Source organism: Nocardioides candidus, from assembly GCF_041321175.1.
In the GTDB taxonomy this organism is placed as follows: Bacteria; Actinomycetota; Actinomycetes; order Propionibacteriales; family Nocardioidaceae; genus Nocardioides.
This window is the reverse complement of record NZ_JBGGWC010000004.1, coordinates 98,725-119,871: the sequence shown is the minus strand read 5'-3', so window position 1 is coordinate 119,871 and position 21,147 is coordinate 98,725. Positions and strand designations below refer to the sequence as shown.

Below are 21,147 nucleotides of genomic sequence, written 5' to 3'. Positions count from 1 at the left end.
GGCCGCACTGAGGATTTCCCGGACCAGCTGTAGCGCAATGTGTAACTCGTAGTTACAGTTGTGGTCATGTCCCTGATCAGCAACCTCAAGCCAGGTGGCAAGCACGGGGTCCCGAGTCGCGAGACGCGTGACCCCATCGGCTACCTCGTCGCAGGCCTCAGCAAGCTCGCGCAGAGCGACCTCATCGACAAGATCGGGATGCGCAAGCAGACCGAGCAGGTCGTGTTCACGGTCACCCGCAGCGGGTTCAAGACCATCACCCAGGCGAGCCGCACCTTCGCCAAGGCGGGCAAGAAGGGGAAGCCGGGCGTGCGCCCGGCCGCGACCTCGGCCCCGACCGGCGTCTTCGACCTGACCCCGACGGAGGACGAGCAGATGCTCGTCGACGTGGTCTCCGAGTTCTCCGCGGAGGTCGTCCGCCCGGCAGCCGCCGAGGCCGACGCCGGCTGTGCCGCACCCGACGACCTCCTCAAGGCGAGCCTGGAGATCGGCCTGCCGATCCTCGGTCTGCCCGAGGAGCTCGGCGGCGTCTCCGAGGAGCGCTCGGCGATGGCGGGCACGCTGGTCGCCGAGGCTCTCGCCAAGGGCGACATGGGCCTCGCGGTCGCGACCCTCGCGCCCGGCTCCGTCGCCACGGCGATCGGCCTGTGGGGCACCGATGCGCAGCAGCAGACCTACCTGCCGGCGTTCACCGGCGACGAGGTCCCGGCCGCTGCGCTCGCCCTGAGCGAGCCGACCGTGCTGTTCGACGTGCTCAGCCCGTCGACCACCGCGACCAAGAGCGGGGACGGCTACGTCCTCAACGGGCGCAAGAGCCTGGTCGCCCGTGGCGACCACGCCGAGCTCTTCATCGTCGGCGCCTCCCTCGAGGGCAAGCCGGTCCTCTTCCTCGTCGAGTCCTCGACCGAGGGCCTCAGCATCGAGGGCGAGCCCGCGATGGGCGTGCGGGCCGCCTCGATGACCTCCCTCGTCCTCGAGGACGTCAAGGTGCCGGCCGATGCCGTCCTGGGCGAGACCGACGGGTCGACGTACACCGAGTGCGTGCGTCTCTCGCGCCTCGCCTGGTGCGCGCTCGCGATCGGCACGGCCCAGGCGGTGCTCGACTACGTGACGCCGTACGTCAAGGAGCGCGAGGCGTTCGGCGAGCCGATCGGCCACCGCCAGTCGGTGGCGTTCATGGTCGCCAACATCGCGATCGAGCTGCAGGGCATGCGCCTGCTGACCTACCGCGCGGCAGCTCGCGCCGCCGCAGGCAAGGACTTCTCGAAGGAGGTCGCGCTCGCCCGCAAGGCGTGCGCCGACCACGGCATGCGCATCGGCCTCGACGGCGTTCAGCTGCTCGGTGGCCACGGATACGTCAAGGAGCACCCGGTCGAGCGGTGGTACCGCGACCTGCGTGCCATCGGGATCATGGAAGGGACGGTGCTGGTCTGATGGCCATCAACCTCGAGGTGCCGAAGAAGCACCGCGCACTGATCGACCAGGCACACCAGGTCGCGATGAACATGCTGCGACCGATCTCGCGCAAGTACGACATCGCCGAGCACGAGTACCCCAAGGAGCTCGACATCCTCGCCGCGATGATCGACGGGCTCAACGAGTCCGGCGCGAGCGAGGGAGCCGGCGCGACCGGCGTCCGCCGTGGCGAGGACGAGGGTGGCGACAAGAAGAACACCGTGAAGAACGGCTCCAACATGGCCTCGGTGACCTCGGTCGCCGAGATGTGCTGGGGTGACGTCGGGCTGCTCCTCACCATGCCGCGCCAGGGCCTGGGCAACTCGGCCATCGCGTCCGTGGCGACCGACGAGCAGCTCGAGCGCTTCGAGGGCACGTGGGCCTCGATGGCGATCACCGAGCCGTCGTTCGGCTCGGACTCCTCGGCCATCTCGACCACCGCGGTGCTCGACGGCGACGAGTACGTCATCAACGGCGAGAAGATCTTCGTCACCTCCGGCGAGCGCTCCGACTCGATCGTCGTGTGGGCGACCTTCGACAAGTCGCTCGGCAAGGCGGCGATCAAGTCGTTCGTCGTCACCAAGGACACGCCGGGCGTGAAGGTGGAGCGGCTCGAGGAGAAGCTCGGCATCCGGGCCTCCGACACGGCCGTCATCACGTTCACCGACGCGCGGGTGCCGAAGGAGAACCTCCTCGGTTCGCCGGAGGTCAACGTCGAGCAGGGCTTCGCCGGCGCGATGGCGACCTTCGACAACACCCGTCCGCTGGTCGCAGCGATGGCCGTGGGCTGCGCCCGCGCGTCCCTCGACCTCACCCGCGACCTGCTGGAGCAGGCGGGCGTCACGGTCGACTACGACCGCCCCGCCCAGCTGCAGTCGGCCGCCGCCGCGAAGTTCCTCGAGCTCGAGACCAACTGGGAGATGGGCCGCCTGCTCACCCTCCAGGCGGCCTGGATGGCCGACAACCGCCAGCCCAACTCGCTCGAGGCCTCGATGTCGAAGGCCAAGGCCGGCCGGGTCGGGTCGGACGTCACGCTCGGCTGCGTCGAGCTCTGCTCCTCCGTCGGCTACTCGGAGGGCGAGCTGCTCGAGAAGTGGGCGCGTGACTCCAAGATCCTCGACATCTTCGAGGGGACCCAGCAGATCCAGCAGCTCATCGTGGCGCGCCGGGTGCTGGGGTTGTCGAGCGCTCAGCTGAAGTGAGCGGACGGGCGACAGTTTCACCGTCCGGACGGTGAAACTGTCGCTGGGACGACGCAATTGCAGCGTCCCAGCGACAGTTTCGTCGTCCCAGTCCGCCCTCGTCAGGCCAGCATCGGTGCCAATCGCTCCAGGTCATCCGGTCCGTTGAGGTCCTGCAGGCCGAGGAACACGGCGTCGACGCCCTCGGCAGCGAGCCGGACGTAGCGCTCGGCGTGCTCGGCTGCGGGGCCCGCATGGTGTCGGACGGCGTACGACGGCGCGGCGGTTCGTCCTCGCAAGCGCTCGACGCGCCGCCACGTGTCGGCGCGGAGCACCGCCTTCTTGGCGGCCACGACGTCGGGGTCGGAGGAGACCTTGCAGGCCCGCTCAGGCCTGATCCAGCACCGCCGCACCGGCCGACGGCAGCACCTCGACGAAGGACGGGGCGGCGTGCCCCTCCGCGGCGAACGCGGTCCCCACCGCCAGGCGTACGGCGTCCACCCGCTCCCGCGGGGCGAGCGCGATCGCCGAGCCGCCGAAGCCGCCGCCGGTGAGCCGGGCGCCGAGCGCCCCGGCTTCGACGGCGGTCGCCACGGCCAGGTCGAGCTCGTCGGTGGACGCGGCGAAGTCGCGCGCCAGCGACGCGTGCGAGGCGGTCAGCACCGAACCGAGCCGCTCCCAGTCGGCATCGGCGACCGCAGCGACCGCGTCCTCGACGCGGGTGCTCTCCGAGAGCACGTGCCGGGCGCGCGCCTGCTGGACCTCGTCGGTGAGCCGGCTGAGGTCGTCGGCCCAGGCCAGGCCGAGGCGGGGAAGTCCGAGCGCGGCGGCGGCGGCGTCGCACTCAGCGCGACGCTGGGCGTAGCCGCTGCTCGCGTCGGCGAGGTCGTGGCTCGTGCCGGTGTCGATGACGAGGACCACGAGCCCGGCCTCGCGCAGCGGCAGCGGCACCTGGCGCGTGCTGGTGTCGGCGAAGTCCACGAGCAGGCCGTGGTCCTCAGTGCTCAGCAGCGACGCCAGCTGGTCGAGGCCCCCCGTCGGTGCCCCCACGAAGTCGTTCTCCGCGCGCCGGCAGAGCTCGGCGAGGCCGGGCCGGCTCCCAGGATCGAGGGGCCGGTCGACGAGCGCGGCGACCGCGACGGCCACCGAGCACTCCAGTGCGGCCGAGCTCGACAGTCCGGCGCCGGACGGCAGGTCGCTGTCGATGAGGAGGTCGAGGCCGGGCAGCCGCCAGCCGTCGGCCCGGGCCGCCCACAGGACGCCCGCGACGTAGCGCACCCACGCCGGCATCCCGTCGCGAGCTCCGAGCGTCAGGTCGCCCAGGCGGCCGGTCCACACGTCGTCGTACGCCGTCGAGCGGACGCGCACCCGGTCGTCGCCGCGCGCCCGGGCCGTCGTCGTCGTGCCCAGGGGGATCGCGAAGGGCAGGCACAGACCGCCGTTGTAGTCGGTGTGGTCACCGATCAGGTTGACCCTGCCCGGGGCCCGTGCGGTTGCGGACGTCACCACTCATCTCTACCCGATCCGCGCGCGGGCACGAGGATCGGGCCGACGGTAGATTCGCGGTGTGCGCTTCCTCGACGACCGGGTGCCCGACCACGACCTGACCTACGACGACGTCTTCATGGTGCCGCGGCGGTCCTCGGTGGGGAGTCGTTACGACGTCGACCTGTCGACCACCGACGGGACCGGCGCGACCATCCCGATCGTGGTCGCCAACATGACGGCCATCGCGGGCAAGCGGATGGCCGAGACGGTCGCCCGCCGCGGGGGACTGGTGGTGATCCCGCAGGACATCCCGGCACCGGTCGTCGCCGACGTGGTCGGCTTCGTGAAGTCGCGCCACCTGGTGCTCGACACCCCGATCCAGCTCCGTCCCGACCAGACCGTCGCCGAGGCGCTGTCGCTGATGCCGAAGCGCTCCCACCGTGCGGCCGTGGTCGTCGACGACGAGCAGCGGCCGATCGGTGTGGTCCTGGAGCCCGACTGCGCAGACGTGGACCGGTTCGCCCAGGCCCACCAGGTGATGCGGCCCGTCGAGGTGCTCGTCGAGGCCGACACGGAGCCACGCAAGGCGTTCGACGCCCTCGACGACGCGCGGGCGGCGATCGCCGTCGGTGTCGACGGGGAGGGACGGCTCGTCGGCGTCCTCACCCGCACAGCCGCGCTGCGGGCCACGCTCTACGAGCCGGCCGTCGACGGGACGGGCGCGCTGCGGATCGCCGCCGCGGTCGGTGTCAACGGAGACGTCGCCGACAAGGCAGCCGCTCTGCTCGAGGCGGGCGTCGACTGCCTCGTCGTCGACACCGCGCACGGTCACCAGGACCGGATGATCGAGGCGCTGCAGGCGGTGCGTGCCCTCGACCCCGGCGTGCCGGTCGTCGCGGGCAACGTCGTCGACGCCGACGGCACCCGCACCCTGGTCGACGCCGGTGCCGACATCGTCAAGGTCGGCGTCGGGCCGGGCGCCATGTGCACGACCCGGATGATGACGGGGGTCGGCCGTCCACAGTTCTCCGCGGTGCTCGACTGCGCGGCCGCCGCACGCGACCTGGGCGCCCACGTGTGGGCCGACGGGGGAGTGCGGCATCCACGCGACGTCGCGCTCGCGCTGGCTGCGGGCGCGTCCTCGGTGATGATCGGCTCCTGGTTCGCCGGCACCCACGAGTCGCCGGGCGACCTCCTCCAGGACGCGGACGGCCGGTCGTTCAAGGTCTCCTTCGGCATGGCATCGGCGCGCGCGGTGGCCAACCGCACGGCCACCGAGTCGGCCTTCGACCGCGCCCGGAAGGGGCTCTACGAGGAGGGCATCTCCTCGTCTCGGATGTACCTCGATCCGGCCCGCCCTGGCGTGGAGGACCTCATCGACCAGATCTCTGCCGGCGTGCGGTCGGCCTGCACCTACGCGGGCGCGACGACGCTGGCCGAGCTGCACGAGCGTGCACTCGTCGGCGTGCAGTCCGCCGCCGGGTTCCACGAGGGCCGCCCGCTGGCGACGAGCTGGTGAGCGGCGCGCGACAGGTCCTCGTCGTCGCGGCGACGAGGGCGGAGGCGGCGTACGTCCCCGACGGCCTGCCGGTCCTGGTCACGGGGATCGGCAAGACGGCGGCGGCGTTCGCGGTGGCGCGGGCCCTGGCGTCGTACGACGACCTGGCCGGCCTGGAGCTGGTCAACATCGGCACCGCAGGGGCGCTCCACGACCACCACGCCGGCCTTCACGAGCCGGGTGTCGTGCTCAACCACGACATCAACGCCGACGCGATCCGGGCGCTCGGCTACGACCCGGAGGAGCGGCTGCGGTGCGGGGCCGGTGAGACCGTCCTCGCGACCGGCGACGTCTTCGTCACCGACCCGGTCGTCCGGGCGCGCCTGGCCGAGCGCGCCGACCTGGTCGACATGGAGGGCTACGCCGTGGTCTACGCGGCGCGGCAGTTCGGGGTGCCGGTGCGTCTGGTCAAGCACGTCTCCGACAACGCCGACGAGACCGCCCTCGACTGGAACGAGATGGTCGATCACAGCGCTCGCGCGCTCGGCGCGTGGCTGGACGCGAGTATCTGACCGCCCTGCTGTGGCGAAGACCCAGGACAAAATCCCGGGAGTCTTTCTTCCGAAACCCCCTTCCGGGGTTAGCGTTTGCCCATGCTCCCTTCAATTCGATACAAGATCGCGGGATATCTCCCGCTACTGCTGGGGGCGGCACTGCTCGCCAGCCCGGCGATGCCGGCCGCTGAGGCCGCGCCTGCCGCCCCGGCCCGAGCGGCCGCAGCGACCCCCACCGACCCGGTCTTCCACTCCGTGAGCGGCGCCACGCGCGTCAACGTCGCGGGCGTGGTCCGGTCCGAGCTCACCGCGGCCAGCACGATGCGCGTCGAGACGGCCCCTCGCTACACCGAGAACAAGACCGCCAACATCAACCTGCTCAACGGCCTGATCAAGGCCGAGGCCGCCTCGAGCTACCAGCGCACGAGCAACCGTCTCGGCGGCGGCATCACCCTCACCTCCGAGGCGAAGATCGCCGGCGTGAGCCTGCTCGACGGCGCGATCACGGTCGACGCGATCGAGACCAAGGCGATCGCCTCGATCGACAGCGCCGGGAACGTCTCCCGCAGCGGCGGCACCAAGCTCATCGGGGTGCACATCAAGGACCAGAACATCCCGATCAACGTGCCGAAGAACTTCGGCATCACGATCCCGGGTGTCGCGAAGGTCGTGCTCAACGAGGTCCGTGGCCAGATCGGCGGCGACGCGCTGATCAAGTCCCAGGCTACCGGCATCCACATCACGCTGCTCAAGCCGCGCGACGACCTCAGTGTCGGTGCCAACGTCGAGGTCACCCCGACCATGGCGCGCATCCTGCTGCCGACGCCGATCGACGGTGAGCCGGTCTTCGGCTTCGCCTACTCCACGCGCGCCCTGGTCCACGTCGGCAACGCCGTCAACGTGCTCTCCGCCCCGCTCGGCCTGGTCATCTGCCCGGCCGGTGGCACCAACGGCGTCGACCTGACCAACGCCACCGCGCGGGTGCGGCTGCCGGGCCTGCTCGACGTCAAGGGTCTGAGCAACACCTGCAACGCGACGGTGACGAGCACCGACTCCGACGAGACGTTGACCTCGAAGACAGCGGCGGTGAACCTCCTCAACGGAGCCATCACCCTCGACGCCATCGTCGCGACGTCCCACGTCGAGCAGCACGGGTCCGACGCTCCGATCAAGACGGTGTCGAGCCAGATCCTCGGCCTGAAGATCGGCGGCAAGCCGGTGCCGGTAGGAGTCGATCCCAACACGGTGATCGAGATCCCGGGCCTGGTGCGGGTGACGATCAACGAGCAGACGGAGCTGCCCTTCCCCTACAACGGGAAGGCCGTCCGGGCCCTGCACATCGAGGCCCTGCCCGACGCTCCGGACAACATTGCGGGCGTGGACATCGAGGTCGGCGTCGCCGCCGCCTGGGTGAGCCGCTGACCTGCTGAGCAGTCCAGCACGAGCGCCGTCGGTCCTTCGGGCCGGCGGCGCTCGTCTCTGTCAGGATGACCCCGTGGACGCGATCGGCAGGTTCGTGGTCCTCGAGCGCATCGGGGTCGGGGCACACGCCGCGGTCTACCGCGCCGAGGATCCCGTGCTCGAGCAGCTGGTCGCCATCAAGGTGCTGTCGGCCACCGTGGCGTTCGACGTCGACGGCCGGGAGCGCTTCATCAAGGAGGCGCGGTTGATGCGGCGGATCGACTCGCCGCGCACCGCGACCGTGTACGACGTCGGCCAGCTCCCCGACGGACGGCCCTACCTGGTGCTCGAGCTCGCCGAACGCGGCACGCTCGACGACCGGATCGACGAGCTCGACCTCTCCCAGCAGCGGATCGGCGTCCCGGACGTGCGCGCGGTCGTATCGGCGCTCGGCACCGCTCTGGCCGTCATCCACGACCGCGGGGTGGTCCACCGGGACATCAAGCCGTCCAACGTCCTGATCCGTCCGGCGCCCGAGGGGCACGCCCCCGACGGCCGGCCCGGCGGCGCGCTGCTGCGCGACGACGACTTCGTGATCCTGGCGGACTTCGGCCTGGCGAAGGCGCTGGACTCGACGCGTCAGGTCACCGCGGCCGCCGGCACCCCGGCCTACATGGCGCCCGAGCAGGCTGCGATCGGCGCACGGATCGACGGGCGCGCCGACATCTACGCGGCATCGGCCGTCGTGGCGGAGCTGCTCGACCGCACGCCCGGCCCCCGTGACGCGCGCGTCGCAGCGGCGGTGGCGCGGGGCATGGCGCGCGACCGCGAAGAGCGTCAGCCCGACGCGCGCAGCTGGGCCCACGACCTCCTCGGCGCACTGGACGCGAGCCTGGCACCGGTGACGGTGACGGTCCCGCCAGCACCGCCGACGTCGGCGGCGCCGCTACTGCCGCCGTTGTCCCTCGCACCCGTGGCGCCGGTGGCGCCCTCGGGCACCGCCGGCCGATCGGGCTTCCCGGGTGGGCCGATCCTGCTCGCCGTCCTCCTCGCCCTGCTCGTCGCGGTGGCGGTCGGCATCGTCGTCGCGCTCGACTACACCGGAGGCTCGTGATGCCCGACCAGAACCTGCTCGAGGCGGCGGCCCGCGGCGAGGCGGCAGCGCGCGGCGCCGTCCTGACGGAGTACGCCGGCGCGCCGGCCGAGGAGCGGATCGCCATCCTCGACGGTCTCGCCGTGCTCGGCGCGGGCGGCGCCGTGCCCGCGACGGAGGTGCTGCTCGAGCTGACCCACAAGCACCGGATCGCCCAGCCGGCCATCACGTCGTTGCTCGTCGACCCGGCCGACATCGAGGACGCGGCACAGCTGACGCTCATCTCCGTCATGGAGAAGATCGCCCAGTTCGAAGGTCGCTCGCGGTTCCAGACCTGGGTCCGGGCGATCGCGCGCAACGAGGCGCTGCAGGTGCTGCGCCGCAAGCAGCGCAAGTCCGAGCCCACGGGCGACGAAGTCCCGGAGCTGGCCGCCTTCAGCAGGCGGCTCAGCTCGGTCGTCGCCGACGAGCAGGCGGTCCGGCAGGCGCTCGAGCGGGTCCCCGAGCCGTACCGCGAGGCGCTGGTCCTTCGGGAGTTCGACGGTCTCGGCTACGACGAGATCGCCGAGCGGCTCGGCGTGCCCGTCGGCACCGTGCGATCGAGGATCTCGCGGGCCCGGGACCTGCTGGCCAAGCAGACCTGGCACTGGGGCTGACGAAAGTTTTTCCGGGCATCCGGGAACTGGGTGGGCTCCGGAGCGCATCCCGTGGTCAGAGGCCGGCCGCAACGGCGGGCCACGACCCAAGGAGACCCACCATGCGCACCATCCGCAACCTCGCCCTCGGAGCAGCTGCTGTCGCCGGCGTGGCCGCCTTCTCGGCCAGCCCCGCCTCCGCCGCGAACATCCCGGGCGGGCAGCTCGACGACTACCTCTACGGCACGCCCTACGCCGACACCATCACGGGGTTCGAGGGCAACGACACGCTCTACGGCTACAGCGGTGCCGACACAATCCTCGGCGGGGCAGGCAACGACTACGCCGCGGGCGCCGACGGGCGCGACCTGCTGCGCGGCGGCTCCGGCTCGGACTACCTCGACGGCAGTGGCGGGGCCGACCGGCTCTACGGCAACGCCGGCGTCGACAACCTGGTGCCCGGTTTCGGTCCCGACGAGGTGCGGGCCGGCTACGGCGACGACTACATCTACGTCTACTCCGACGGCAGCGCCGACTACATCAAGTGCGGACCGGGCTACGACACCGTCTACTACGACACGACCGACCCGGGCGACGAGTTCTACGGGTGCGACAACTACGTGCCGTTCTGACCGGCGATCAGCCGCGGCCGCTGCTGGCGCGCCGGCCGCGGGTGACGCCGACGAAGTCCTGGTGCACCGGTCCGTCGTCCTCGACCTTCCACAGCAGACCCACCTGGGTCGGCGGCAGGTCGGCGACGGGACGGTGCACCACGTCCTTGCGGTGGTGGAGCCGGGCCAGTGCCATCGGCAGCACGACGACCCCGGTCCCCGCCGCCGCCACCTCGATAGCGTCCTTGTCGCTCATCGGCGGGAAGGTCAGCTGCTCGGCGTTGGGCCGCCAGCCGGAGCGCTCGGGCGCCACGAGCTGCTCGTCGTCGAGGTCGGCGGTGGTCACCTCGTCCGCCGCCCCGACGAAGTGCTCGACGGAGGCGACGACGACGGGGACCTCGTCGTAGAGCACGACGCAGTGCAGGGGAGTGGGGTGCTCCCGATCGACGGGCAGGCGCGCCAGCACGAGGTCGGCCTCGCCGTCGTCGAGGACGGCACGCTGACGGTCCTCCTCGATGGGCAGCAGTTCCAGCCGGATACGGGGATGGCGCTCCCGCCACACGCGTGCCCACTTGTCAGGGGTGACACCGGGTGCGAAGGCGACCCTCAGACGATCCACGGTTCGAAGAATATTCGGTGACCGCGGGGAAACCCCGTAGGCCTCCTGCCTGCGTCATGCTTAGGGTGCGGCATCGGAAGGAGGTGGTCGTCGTGGCGACGTACGCGCCTGTCGTGCTGCTCAACGCCTCCTACGAGCCCCACGACGTCGTCTCCTTCCCGCACGCGGTGCGGATGCTCTTCCGTGGTGTCGCGGTGGTGCACGAGGCCGACGCCGACCGGCGGATCGGTCCGCACCCGTGGCCGAAGGTGCTGCGCCTGGTGCGCTACGTGGTGGCGACCTGGATGTACCGGCCTGCGGCCTACGGCCGGGAGGCCGTGCTGCGCCGGGACCAGCACCGGTGTGCCTACTGCGGCGCGCACGCCGACACGATCGACCACCTCGTGCCTCGGTCGCGTGGCGGCACCTGGACCTGGCTGAACACCGTGGCGGCGTGCGGGCGGTGCAACAGCCGGAAGGGCGACCGCACCCCGCACGAGGCCGGCATGCGCCTGCGCTTCGAGCCATGGGTGCCCACGCGCAGCCAGGTCACGGCATGGGGACACCGGCGTACGACGGTCTGACGCCCGTGTGACCTCCGTCGCGAATCCGGGACGTGCTGAGCGAGAACGAGAACAGGTTCTCGTGACCGCGGCCACACCGACGCGCCCGCGGACTTGAGGACGGCGTGGTGCTGATGGCTCACTGGTCTGCGCTGCTTGCAAAAGCAAGCACTTGCGAACCAGAGGAAGCTTCATGGACCCGTACCCAGCCCGTCGTATCCGTCGGGCCGCCACCGCGCCCGCACTGATCGGCGCGCTGGCGTGCTCGGCGATCGTCGCCGTCCCCCAACCCGCCGCCGCCGACGCGGCTCCGTGGCTCGTGTCGACCGGGGCCGCGCACGTGAAGATCGTGCGGGGGCTGAAGGTGCGCCCCGTCCCGCGGGTGCTGCCGGTCGCCGGCTACCACCTGACCGCGCGCTTCGACGACTCCGGCGGGCTGTGGTCGGACGACCACACCGGCCTGGACTTCGCGGCGCCCAAGGGGACGCCGTTGGTCGCCATCGGCGACGCCGTGGTCGTCTCCGTCGAGTACGACGGCGCCTACGGCAACAAGACCGTCCTGCGACTCGAGGACGGCACCGAGCTGTGGTACTGCCACCAGTCGCGCACCGACGTCGTGGCCGGACAGCACGTGACCACCGGCCAGGTGGTCGGAGCGGTCGGCTCCACGGGCAACACCACGGGCCCGCACCTCCACCTCGAGGTGCGACCGGATGGGGGAGACCCGGTCGACCCCGAGGTGGCGCTGGCCGCTTGGGGCATCAAGCCCTGAGCGGCGCGGGATCGCCCAGCTAGGCCTGGACGACCAGGCCTGAGGTCAGGCCTGCGCGAGGATGCCGAACTGCACGTTGCCGGCCTCGTCGAGGCTGGCGTCGAGCATCATCGCGTCGAGCTGCTCGGCGGCACTCTGGTCGAGGAAGACCTTCGCGCCGCCCTGGTCGACGACCTGGTCACCGGCCACCGGCTGGTCGGCCGTCGACACGGTGAGCTGGTCACCTGGGGTGGTCGAGATGCGCAGACCCGCCTCGTCCGGAGTGTCCGGGTGCTCGGCGTAGCGCTTCACGATGTCGCATGCGTTCTCGGTCAGGGTGAGCAATGGATTGCTTTCTGAGTTGAGTGCAAGGGCTCTTCCACCGTTGCAGGGATCCCGGTCTCGTTCAAGCCGACCTCCCACCCGGGCGCGTCGCCGGCTGTGCGGCTGCGACCAGAACCCAGTCCCGATGCGGGATCCTGGGTCGACCTTTGCTAGCGTTGCCCCGCACTCGTCCGGGTGGCGGAATTGGCAGACGCGCTAGCTTGAGGTGCTAGTGCCCGTATTAGGGCGTGGGGGTTCAAGTCCCCCCTCGGACACCGAAGTTGGTTGAGAGAACCTCAGGGATGACCTGGGGTTCTCCCAGTTTTCGGTAGGTTCGAGCCATGTCAGTGACGGTGTTGGTCGGCGGTGGCCGCGACGAGCAGAAGGTGCGGGACGCGCTCGTCCCGTTCGTGCAGGCGCTCCAGGGTGGGGAGGTTGTCTGCGTGGTCGTGGACGACGGCGACGGCGTCGACCTGGACCGCTGGTCTGGCGTGCTGTCGGATGCGTCCTCGGTGCGACACGTCGTGCTGACGGAGGGTCGCCCGCTGAGGGCGGAGGACCTCGCCGGTGCGGCCGGTGTGTTCGTGGCCGGCGGTCTCACGCCGCTCTACGCCGCGCTGGTCGTCGGCGCCAAGGACGCCTTGGACGCGCTGCCGTTCGCGGGATTCTCCGCCGGCGCGGCGATCGCCGCCGAGCGGGCGATCGTCGGCGGCTGGTTGCTGGACGAGCTCGAGGTCTGCTCCGAGGACGCGAGCGAGGATCTCGGCCCGGTCACCGTCGTAGACGGGCTCGGCCGGGTCGGCTTCGCGGTCGACGTCCATGCCGCCCAGTGGGGCACGGTGACGCGTGCACTGCACGCCGTGCGAGATGGGCTGGCCCCCGAGGCGTGGGCCGTCGACGAGCACACCGCGCTCGTCCTCGACGGTGCGGAGCCGCGGGTGACCGGCGCCGGTGCCGCCTTCCACGTCCGTCGCCAGGGCGACGACGTCGCGGTCCGCATCGTCGTCGCGACCTCCTGACGGCGGGCGGCGGGCCGTGGAGCGCCCGGGGCGTTGGCGCCCCAGCACATCAACGACCCGTCGGGGCGACTCCCGCCAGCCCGGCACGAGCCGACGGCCTCCGACTGCTGATCGACGTCACGGTCACTCCTTGACCGCGAGCCTCCACGGCTCCTTGCCGTGGGCGACGGTCTCTCCGCTGAAGTAGAGATCGCCGGCGACCTCTGCGGAGAAATGGGATTGATGTCCTTCACCCGGCGGGTGGTCGCGGCCGTGCCGTCGGAGCGCCAGAGCTCGTAGTCGTTGTTGGCGTCGACGGGCGCTGCCCTCCAGATCAGGGCTCGGCGCGGAACCGGAACACCCGGTGGTGGGTGTCGAGGTCGACCAGCGTGCGGCGCCCGTCGACATCGGCGAAGTAGAGCTGGACGGCATCTCGGAAGTCGTGCCCCGGGTGGCGCAGGACGAGCGTGTGGGCGTCCCCGCCGGAGAACCGGTAGCGCCCGGACCAGACCACATGGCGCGGGTGGTCGGGGTCTTGGCCCTGGTAGTGGTAGGTGCCGTCCCGGCGGAGCCTCAGGTCGCCACCCGCGCCCTCGCCGACGTAGGCGAAGCGCTGGCCCGGAGAGGCAGGCACGACGACGTGGGTCTCGTCGAACAGCGTGAACCGGCTGCCGCTGACGGGCATCAACCACCCCGCGGGAGCGGGCTTCGCTCGCCGATCGTCGAGCTGGAGCCGACCGCTGGACCGGTCGTAGTAGTAGCGGTGGCAGCCTTCGGGCCAGCGGTGCGCCACCGTCGTGCAGGGCTCGGTCCGTGCGCCGGCGTACTCGCCGCTGACGAAGACCCAGGAGTCGTCGAGGAACTCATACGTGCGATGCAGCTGGTAGCTGCCGATTCCAGAGTTGCTGTCGGTGCCGCGTCGCCACCAGGTGGCGCCGGCGAGCGAGCCGCTCCAGTCCGCAGGCGCTGGCATCGATACCGGTACCGTCCCGCAGGTCCAGCGGCTGGTGGCGCCGTCGACGCTGACCGTTCCTGCGAGCTTGACGCCGTAGACCTCTGCGGTGTCGGGCTGGAGCACGAAGGAGCCACTCCAGGGCTCTTCGGTCCAGAGATCGACTCCGCTGGGCGGATCGGGGGTGGAGGCGACCGTGAACGGCCCCGGGTCGAGGGACACATAGAGCGCGGCGAGACGGCTGGGATGCGGGATGACGCCGGCTGGCGGGTAGACGCCAGGATCGGTCGATACCCCGATCTCGAGGTCGACGGGTTCGCCCCAGGTGATCGAACGCGGACAGGTCACCGAGGCGGGGAAGCTCCCGGGAGCGTCCGCGAATCCGACCGGCTCCAGGCCGGCGACCGGGGCGTTCCAGATGCGAGCTCCGTGGTGGGCGGGGTCGGCGGAGCCGTAGCTGGAGGCGCGCACGCAGTCGACAGGCGCGAACGGAGCGACGCCGATCCGGGCGACCTGGTCGGCCCAGTCCTGCGCGACCGTGAACTGCTCGGTCTCGGGGAGTGCAGTGCCGGCGGCGTCGTAAGCCGTCGACGCGGAGGGGTCGAGCGTGTCGACGACCACCCACCGATGCACCTGACAGCCATTGCCGGTGCTGGTGCCGAGACCGACGTGGAGGTAACGACCGCCGTCACCGGAGGGCCAGTAGTAGGGGCTGATCTCGACCCTGCCGAGGTCAGGCTCAGCCGTGACCACCACGTCACGGCCGCCGCTGGGACCGCTCGCATGGAGCGTCGCGGTCGAAGTGGTGCTCGTTGGTTCGTCGGCAGAGACCTGGCGGGCGCCTCCGACGAGGACCGTTGCGGGGAGCGCAACACTCAGGGCGGCGGCGGTGAGGCGGTGTGCAGATGAGCGCCGTGCGGTCATGGGGGGTCTCCTCCGGAGGCGGATCCCCACCTAAGCATGCCCAACGGGCGCCGTCGCGGTTTCTTCGCTGGTGGCGGCGGGTCGGATTCGTCCTGCCGTCCAACCCGCTTCACGCCCGGTCGGCGCTTGTCAGTGGCGGGCTCAGCCCGCCCTGATGCCCCACTGGGCTTCGAAGAATGCGCCGGGGCGGAGCCGGACCACGTCCTCACCGGTGCGGAACGCGTCGGGCGGGCAGGTCATCGGCTCGACGCCGAGCCCACGCCGCCGGCGGTCCACGTCGGGCAGCGTGTCGCCGGTGAACAGCTCGACATACGCGAACGCCCTGTCGACCCACAGGGCCACCTCGCGACCGGCGGGGGAGGTCAGATGCACCCACGCCCGGCCTTCGGCGTCTCGTTCGAGATCGGTGAAGGTGTAGTCGAGCCGGGTCTTGCCGATGGCACGCCGCCGTCGGAAGTCGAACGGAGTGTCGGCGACGCTCTCGCGCCCGATCGGGATCTGTGCGGGGCCGGTGGGGAGCCAGGTCTCAGCGCCGATCTGCAGCTCGGCCTCGTCCAGCACGTCGGTGCCCACCGTGAGGTAGGGGTGTGCGCCGTACCCGAACGGTGCGTCAGCGTCGCCGATGTTCGTGCTCCTGGTGGTGACCGTCAATCCCGAGTCGTCCAGCTGGTAGCGCGCTTCCAGCTCGAGTGCGAACGGGTATCCGGGTTGAGGCCGCAGCGTGTGACGCATGGTCACGGCGGTCGGTGAGGAGGACTCGACGGTCCAGCTCCGCCAGCGGGTCAACCCGTGAAGCGCGTTCTGTTGGTCCGGTTCGTTCACCGGCACGGTGTGCGAGGTCCCGTCCCAGTCGTAGCGGCCGGTGTGCAGCCGGTTGGGCCAGGGGATCAGGAGCTGGCCGCGGGCAGCTGGCGCCATCCCGTCCGCGGGGTAGCCGTCCAGGACCGGATGGTCTCCGTGCCAGTACTGCCGCAGGCCACCGCCGACCTCGACCACGACGGCACGCTGGCTGCCGTGTCGCAGCTCGTGCTGCTGCCCGAGCGCTGCGCTGCTCGTCGTGCCGTGCTGGTCGTGGTCAGTCATCAGCTCTCCTCGGGCCCGCCGAACGTCGATCTCGTCAGTCGAGCCAGGCGAGCAGGTGCTGGTCGGGGGCATCGTCGGGACCCCGCTCCTCGATCACCTGCTGTGCGGCGGTGTTGAACGCTGAGAGGGCCTCTGCCAGGCGACGCCGGTCGGCGGGCTTCATCTTGGCCACGACGTCGAGCAGTTCGGCGCGGCGGGCCTCCATCACCGAGTCGACCAGGCGGCGGCCCTTTTGTGACAACGTCAGCTCCACCCGACGGCGGTCGTCGGTGTGCTCCTTTCGCTGCAACAGTCCTCCCGCCACCAGCCGCTCGCACGTGCGGCTGGCGTTGGACGCGTTGACGCCGAGGCCGCTCGCCACGTTGTTGATGCTCAAGCCCTGCTCCGCCGAGACCATCACCAGCACCCGCAGCTGGGGAACGGTCAGCTTCGAGTCGATCACGCTCAGGGACCGGACCACGGCCGCTGTGATCACTCGGCTGGTTGCCATCAGGGCGTCCGAGACGCCGCGTTCCTCCCGCATGCGCCTATCCTAGCCAGAACTCGCAATGGTTGCGTATATGCAATCAAATTGGGTATCGGTGGAGCATGTCACGGAAGCACGCGACGAACGCTGGGCTGCGCTGATGCGGGCCCTCACGGTCGAACCGGGTCGGGCCGGCAGCCTTCGTCTGGACCAGCGGCCGGAGCCGACGCCCGCGGACGGCGAGCTCCTGGTCGAGGGTGTGGCGCTGGGGGTGTGCGGCACCGATCGGGAGATCGTCGCCGGCGAGTACGGCTGGGCCGCGCCGGGTGCGGAACGGCTGGTGATCGGCCACGAGTCGTTGGGTCGGGTGCTGGAAGCGCCCGAGGGCAGCCGGTTCGCGTCCGGTGACCTGGTCGTCGGCGTGGTTCGCCGCCCGGACCCGGTCCCCTGCGGCGCGTGTGCCGCCGGCGAGTTCGACATGTGTCGCAACGGCCGCTACCGCGAACGGGGCATCAAGGAGATCGACGGGTACGCCGCTGAGCGATGGACGGTCCCGGAGACCTATGCGGTGCCGGTCGATCCCGCCCTGGGGTTGTGCGCGGTGCTGACCGAACCGGCCAGTGTGGTGGCCAAGGCCTGGGAGCAGGTGGAGGCGGTCGGTCGGCGCGCCTGGTTCGAGCCGCGCTCCGTGCTGGTCACCGGTGCCGGCCCGATAGGACTGTTGGCCGCGCTGATGGGTGTGCAACGCGGGCTGTCGGTGCACGTGCTCGACCGTGTCGCCGACGGCCCGAAGCCGGACCTGGTGCGTGATCTGGGGGCCACCTACCACCACGCCCCGGTGGCCGAGGTGACCGCGGCGTTGCAGCCCGACGTCGTGATCGAGGGGACAGGGGTGGGGTCGTTGGTGTTCGACGCCCTCGCCGGCACCGGGCCGTACGGGATCGTGTGCCTGACAGGCGTCTCCTCAGGTGGACGGACCCTGAGCCTGGACGCCGGTGCGCTGAATCGCGCCCTGGTGCTCGAGAACGACGCGGTGGTGGGGTCGGTCAACGCCAACCAGCGCCACTTCCAGCTGGCCGAACAAGCACTCCACCAAGCCGACACCGCCTGGCTGAGCCGATTGATCACGCGCAGGGTGCCGCTGAACCGCTACGCCGAAGCACTCGAGGCCGGCCCTCGCGACGTCAAGGTGGTCCTGGACCTGGAGAACGCAGGTGCCTGAGCGTCACCGGACGGCCAGCAAGCCGATCGAGGACTACGCACTCATCGGCGGTCTGCAGACTGCGGCCCTGGTGGCCCGCGACGGGTCGATCGACTGGTTGTGCCTACCTCGTTTCGACTCAGGCGCCTGCTTCGCGGCGTTGCTGGATGGTCCCCAGGCGGGCCACTGGCGCATCGCGCCCGCGGGGGGTGGCACATGCTCGCGCCGTGACTACGCGGAGGACTCCTTGGTCCTCGAGACCTGTTGGGAGACCGAGAGTGGCGCCGTGAGGGTGGTGGACCTGCTGCCTCCCAACGGGGCCGCTGTCCACGTCGTCCGGATCGTGGAGGGTCTGTCCGGCACGGTGGCGATGGAGGGGGACCTGCTTCTCCGGTTCGACTACGGCGACGTGCGGCCGTGGGTGCGGTGCGAGGGCAGCACCGCGGCCGCGGTCGCCGGCCCGCACGCCGCCTGGCTGCGGTCCTCGGTGCCGGTGGAGCACGAGGACGGGTCGCTCGGCTGCCGGTGGCGGGTGTCGGCCGGTGACCGCACCACCTTCGTGTTGAGCTACCAGGCCTCCCACCTTCCCGAGCCCGAACCCCTCGACCCGGAGGCGGCGCTGGACGAGACCTTGCGATGGTGGCGCTCATGGATGGGGCAGTGCTCCTACGAGGGCCGCTGGCCGCACGAGGTCCGTCGGTCCCTGGTCCTGCTCAAGGGGCTCACCTACCAACCCACCGGCGGCATCGTGGCGGCAGCGACCACCTCGCTGCCGGAGGACCCCGGCGGCGTGCGGAACTGGGACTACCGGTTCTGCTGGCTGCGCGATGCCACCTTCACGCTGCAGGCGCTGCTCGGGACCGGGTTCACCGCGGAGGCGAAGGCCTGGCGGGAGTGGCTGGTCCGCGCGGTGGCGGGCGACCCGGGGCGCTTGCAGATCATGTACGCCCTCGACGGGAGCCGCCATGTTCCCGAGCGGGAGGTGGACTGGCTCGCCGGCCACGGGGGTTCGCGGCCCGTCCGAGTGGGCAACGCCGCCGCTGGTCAGTTCCAGCTCGACGTGTGGGGCGAGGTCCTCGACGGTTTGCACCTGGCTCGTGAGTCCGGGCTGCAGGTCACCGAGACCGCGTGGGACCTCCAGCGATCGTTGCTGGACTGGCTGGAAGGACACTGGCAGGAACCCGACAACGGCTTGTGGGAGGTCCGCGGCCCGCGCCGCGACTTCGTGCACTCGAAGGTGATGGCCTGGGCCGGCCTGGACCGCGCGGTACGCAGCGTCGAGAACCACGCCCTGGACGGTCCCGTCGACCGGTGGCGCGGTGTCCGTGACCAGATCCACGCCGAGGTGTGCGAACGAGGCTACGACTCCGACCGTGGCACCTTCACCCAGTCCTACGGCTCCCAGGGCCTCGATGCCGCGTTGTTGCTGATCCCGCGCGTCGGATTCCTGCCGTGGGACGACGCGCGCGTGCTCGGCACCGTCGAGGCGGTGCGGCAGCAGCTGGACAGGGACGGCTTCGTGCTGCGCTACGACCCTGGAGAGGACGAGGGCGACGGGCTGCCAGGCAGCGAAGGCGCGTTCCTCGCGTGCAGCTTCTGGCTCGCCGACGCTCTGCACGGCGCCGGCCGTGAGGCCGAGGCGGAGGAGATGTTCGCCCGGTTGACCGCCCTGCGCAACGACGTCGGCATGCTGAGTGAGGAGTACGACGTCCGAGCCCGCCGGCAGCTGGGCAACACCCCGCAAGCATTCTCCCTGGTCGGACTGGTGAACACCGCGCGCCACCTCAGTGGCACCACCACCCGCACCTCCGCTACCCGGCATGAGCAGGGTCTCCGCGCCGACCGATGACCGCGCGACGTCCGATCGACAGCGCAGTTTTTCAGGTGAGGCCGCATACCTTCTCCTGCGTGGGTTACTACTTGCGTAGAAGCAGTCTTTGCGTTGCCGCATATATAATTCCCAGGACGCTCCGCCCACCAGCAACTCGCTGAGGTCGCACCGGCCCGGGCCGACACAGGAGGAGAACCCTTGAGCAGGATCCCCAAGTCCCCACGGGTCGTCGTCGTCACCGGCGCGTCCGGCGGCATCGGCCGGGCAACCGCCCGCATGCTCGGCGCACGTGGCAACCGAGTAGCACTGCTGGCGCGCGGCGAAGTCGGGCTGGACGCCGCTGCCCGCGAGGTCGAGGCGGCCAGCGGGAAGGCGCTCCCGATCGTGGTCGACATGGCAGACCACGACGCCGTGGAAGCCGCGGCCGAACAGGTCGAGACGGAGCTCGGATCGATCGACGTGTGGGTCAACGTCGCCTTCACCTCGGTGTTCGCCAGGTTCGAGGACATCTCTGCGGAGGAGTATCGGCGCGTCACCGACGTCACGTACCACGGCTACGTCAACGGCACCCGGGCCGCGCTGAGCAGGATGCGCCCACGCGACAGGGGAGTCATCGTCCAGGTCGGCTCAGCACTCGGCCACCGCGGCATCCCCCTGCAGACCGCGTACTGCGGTGCGAAGCACGCCATCGAAGGGTTCCACGAGGCGCTGCGCACCGAGCTCATGCACGACGGGAGCGCCATCCGGGTCACGATCGTCGAGATGCCTGCGGTCAACACCCCGCAGTTCTCCTGGGTGCTCTCCCGGCTGCCTCACCAGGCTCAACCCGTGCCTCCGATCTACCAGCCCGAGGTCGCTGCCCGCGGTGTCCTGAAGGCGATGGACCACCCTGACCGCCGGGCCCGTTGGGTCGGGTTGAGCACCGCCGGCACGATCATGGCCAACCGCGTCGCTGGCGGCCTGCTCGACCGCTACCTCGCCCGCACCGGCTTCTCGTCCCAGCAGACCGGCCAGCCCAGAGACCCCGATCAACCGACGAATCTGTGGGAGCCCGCCGACGGCGCCGGTGGCCGCGACTTCGGCGCTCACGGCGCGTTCGACAAGCGTGCCCACCGCATCGGATGGGTCGGATGACCGTCCGGACCAGCCCCCGCCTACCGGCTGGGTCACCCGAGGATCGAGTCCGCTCGGTGGACGTGGCCCGGTTCGCACTGGGCGTCACTGCTCTCACCTTGCCGCGCTCGGTGCTTCACGCCGCCGGGTCGGTGGATGCGACCTGGCCGCGCCGTGTCACGCGGCTCCTCGGCGCCCGCTACCTGGCCCAGTCCGTGACTGGCCTGGTCGTCCGAGACCGTCGGATCCTGCTCGGCGACACCGTCGTCGAGATCGCCCACGCGCTCACCGCGGTCGGATTCGCGACGTACTTCTCCCGACACCGGACGCCGGCCTTGGCCAGTGGTGCCCTCGCGGTGGGGTTCGCGGTTGCGGACCTGGCTGCCTTCTCCGCCAGCGAACGGGCCGGTCGAACCCCATGACATCC

At 71.0% G+C, this 21,147-nt stretch carries 22 protein-coding genes and 1 tRNA gene; 16 read left to right on the top strand and 7 right to left on the bottom strand.

The window, feature by feature from the left end; translation table 11 throughout:
• Positions 1 to 66 precede the first annotated feature (66 nt).
• Both ACAX67_RS17730 and ACAX67_RS17725 read left to right on the top strand, forming a co-directional pair.
• The gene (locus ACAX67_RS17730; protein WP_370705206.1) at positions 67 to 1,434 is read left to right on the top strand and encodes an acyl-CoA dehydrogenase family protein; all 1,368 of its coding nucleotides are present in this window, start codon (positions 67 to 69) and stop codon (positions 1,432 to 1,434) included.
• A complete protein-coding gene (locus ACAX67_RS17725) occupies positions 1,434 to 2,657 on the top strand; it encodes an acyl-CoA dehydrogenase family protein (RefSeq protein ID WP_370705205.1) in 1,224 nt (407 codons plus the stop codon). Before ACAX67_RS17730 ends, ACAX67_RS17725 begins: the two co-directional genes overlap by 1 nt.
• 101 nt (positions 2,658 to 2,758) lie before the next feature.
• Here ACAX67_RS17725 and ACAX67_RS17720 read toward each other — a convergent pair whose 3' ends face one another.
• Together ACAX67_RS17720 and galK are read right to left on the bottom strand one after the other, a co-directional pair.
• The gene (locus ACAX67_RS17720; RefSeq protein ID WP_370705204.1) at positions 2,759 to 2,989 is read right to left on the bottom strand and encodes a hypothetical protein; all 231 of its coding nucleotides are present in this window, start codon (positions 2,987 to 2,989) and stop codon (positions 2,759 to 2,761) included.
• A gap of 34 nt (positions 2,990 to 3,023) precedes the next feature.
• Positions 3,024 to 4,142, bottom strand: a complete 1,119-nt coding sequence (galK, locus tag ACAX67_RS17715; protein WP_370705203.1) for a galactokinase — start codon at positions 4,140 to 4,142, stop codon at positions 3,024 to 3,026.
• Between the two features lie 61 nt (positions 4,143 to 4,203).
• Between galK and ACAX67_RS17710 the strand changes: the two genes are divergently transcribed.
• From ACAX67_RS17710 to ACAX67_RS17685, 6 genes are all read left to right on the top strand, one after another.
• Entirely contained in the window at positions 4,204 to 5,643 is a 1,440-nt protein-coding gene (locus ACAX67_RS17710) for a GuaB1 family IMP dehydrogenase-related protein (RefSeq protein ID WP_370705202.1), read from the top strand.
• Positions 5,640 to 6,194, top strand: coding sequence for a nucleosidase (locus tag ACAX67_RS17705; RefSeq protein WP_370705201.1), 555 nt, complete (start codon positions 5,640 to 5,642; stop codon positions 6,192 to 6,194). Before ACAX67_RS17710 ends, ACAX67_RS17705 begins: the two co-directional genes overlap by 4 nt.
• Before the next feature lie 81 nt (positions 6,195 to 6,275).
• A complete protein-coding gene (locus ACAX67_RS17700; protein ID WP_370705200.1) occupies positions 6,276 to 7,598 on the top strand; it encodes a choice-of-anchor P domain-containing protein in 1,323 nt (440 codons plus the stop codon).
• Positions 7,599 to 7,671: 73 nt separating this feature from the next.
• Positions 7,672 to 8,691: a serine/threonine-protein kinase gene (locus ACAX67_RS17695; protein ID WP_370705199.1), complete on the top strand. Its 1,020-nt coding sequence runs from the start codon at positions 7,672 to 7,674 to the stop codon at positions 8,689 to 8,691.
• Positions 8,691 to 9,326 (top strand): RNA polymerase sigma factor, encoded by a 636-nt coding sequence (locus ACAX67_RS17690; protein WP_370705198.1) that lies wholly within the window; start codon positions 8,691 to 8,693, stop codon positions 9,324 to 9,326. Before ACAX67_RS17695 ends, ACAX67_RS17690 begins: the two co-directional genes overlap by 1 nt.
• Positions 9,327 to 9,427: 101 nt before the next feature.
• Positions 9,428 to 9,937: a calcium-binding protein gene (locus ACAX67_RS17685; RefSeq protein WP_370705197.1), complete on the top strand. Its 510-nt coding sequence runs from the start codon at positions 9,428 to 9,430 to the stop codon at positions 9,935 to 9,937.
• Between the two features lie 7 nt (positions 9,938 to 9,944).
• Here ACAX67_RS17685 and ACAX67_RS17680 read toward each other — a convergent pair whose 3' ends face one another.
• Entirely contained in the window at positions 9,945 to 10,535 is a 591-nt protein-coding gene (locus ACAX67_RS17680; protein WP_370705196.1) for a LysR family transcriptional regulator substrate-binding protein, read from the bottom strand.
• 92 nt (positions 10,536 to 10,627) lie between these two features.
• On the opposite strand from ACAX67_RS17680, the gene ACAX67_RS17675 reads away from it, so the two are divergent.
• Together ACAX67_RS17675 and ACAX67_RS17670 are read left to right on the top strand one after the other, a co-directional pair.
• On the top strand, positions 10,628 to 11,098 hold the full coding sequence (locus tag ACAX67_RS17675) for an HNH endonuclease (RefSeq protein WP_370705195.1): 471 nt from the start codon (positions 10,628 to 10,630) through the stop codon (positions 11,096 to 11,098).
• Positions 11,099 to 11,270: 172 nt separating this feature from the next.
• Positions 11,271 to 11,849: a M23 family metallopeptidase gene (locus ACAX67_RS17670; protein ID WP_370705194.1), complete on the top strand. Its 579-nt coding sequence runs from the start codon at positions 11,271 to 11,273 to the stop codon at positions 11,847 to 11,849.
• Between the two features lie 45 nt (positions 11,850 to 11,894).
• Here the strand turns inward: ACAX67_RS17670 and ACAX67_RS17665 are convergent, their stop codons facing one another.
• Positions 11,895 to 12,173 carry a Fe-S cluster assembly protein HesB gene (locus tag ACAX67_RS17665; RefSeq protein ID WP_370705193.1) on the bottom strand — a complete coding sequence of 93 codons (279 nt, stop codon included), beginning with the start codon at positions 12,171 to 12,173 and terminating at the stop codon, positions 11,895 to 11,897.
• Between the two features lie 168 nt (positions 12,174 to 12,341).
• Between ACAX67_RS17665 and ACAX67_RS17660 the strand changes: the two genes are divergently transcribed.
• Both ACAX67_RS17660 and ACAX67_RS17655 read left to right on the top strand, forming a co-directional pair.
• Positions 12,342 to 12,427 (top strand) — tRNA-Leu (locus tag ACAX67_RS17660).
• 66 nt (positions 12,428 to 12,493) lie between these two features.
• Complete coding sequence (locus ACAX67_RS17655; RefSeq protein ID WP_370705192.1) at positions 12,494 to 13,171, top strand: type 1 glutamine amidotransferase family protein; 678 nt, start codon at positions 12,494 to 12,496, stop codon at positions 13,169 to 13,171.
• 313 nt (positions 13,172 to 13,484) lie between these two features.
• On the opposite strand, the gene ACAX67_RS17650 is transcribed toward ACAX67_RS17655, so the two are convergent.
• From ACAX67_RS17650 to ACAX67_RS17640, 3 genes are all read right to left on the bottom strand, one after another.
• Positions 13,485 to 15,026, bottom strand: a complete 1,542-nt coding sequence (locus tag ACAX67_RS17650) for a hypothetical protein (protein ID WP_370705191.1) — start codon at positions 15,024 to 15,026, stop codon at positions 13,485 to 13,487.
• Between the two features lie 141 nt (positions 15,027 to 15,167).
• The gene (locus ACAX67_RS17645; RefSeq protein ID WP_370705190.1) at positions 15,168 to 16,109 is read right to left on the bottom strand and encodes an aldose 1-epimerase family protein; all 942 of its coding nucleotides are present in this window, start codon (positions 16,107 to 16,109) and stop codon (positions 15,168 to 15,170) included.
• A gap of 34 nt (positions 16,110 to 16,143) precedes the next feature.
• Positions 16,144 to 16,632 carry a MarR family winged helix-turn-helix transcriptional regulator gene (locus ACAX67_RS17640; RefSeq protein ID WP_370705189.1) on the bottom strand — a complete coding sequence of 163 codons (489 nt, stop codon included), beginning with the start codon at positions 16,630 to 16,632 and terminating at the stop codon, positions 16,144 to 16,146.
• 103 nt (positions 16,633 to 16,735) lie between these two features.
• Between ACAX67_RS17640 and ACAX67_RS17635 the strand changes: the two genes are divergently transcribed.
• The 4 genes from ACAX67_RS17635 to ACAX67_RS17620 all read left to right on the top strand — a co-directional run bounded on the left by ACAX67_RS17635 (position 16,736) and on the right by ACAX67_RS17620 (position 21,142).
• A complete protein-coding gene (locus tag ACAX67_RS17635) occupies positions 16,736 to 17,797 on the top strand; it encodes a glucose 1-dehydrogenase (RefSeq protein WP_370705188.1) in 1,062 nt (353 codons plus the stop codon).
• Complete coding sequence (locus tag ACAX67_RS17630) at positions 17,790 to 19,625, top strand: glycoside hydrolase family 15 protein (RefSeq protein WP_370705187.1); 1,836 nt, start codon at positions 17,790 to 17,792, stop codon at positions 19,623 to 19,625. The genes ACAX67_RS17635 and ACAX67_RS17630 overlap by 8 nt, the downstream gene beginning before the upstream one ends.
• Positions 19,626 to 19,805: 180 nt before the next feature.
• The gene (locus ACAX67_RS17625; protein WP_370705186.1) at positions 19,806 to 20,741 is read left to right on the top strand and encodes an SDR family oxidoreductase; all 936 of its coding nucleotides are present in this window, start codon (positions 19,806 to 19,808) and stop codon (positions 20,739 to 20,741) included.
• 56 nt (positions 20,742 to 20,797) lie between these two features.
• The gene (locus ACAX67_RS17620) at positions 20,798 to 21,142 is read left to right on the top strand and encodes a hypothetical protein (protein WP_370705185.1); all 345 of its coding nucleotides are present in this window, start codon (positions 20,798 to 20,800) and stop codon (positions 21,140 to 21,142) included.
• Positions 21,143 to 21,147 lie beyond the last annotated feature (5 nt).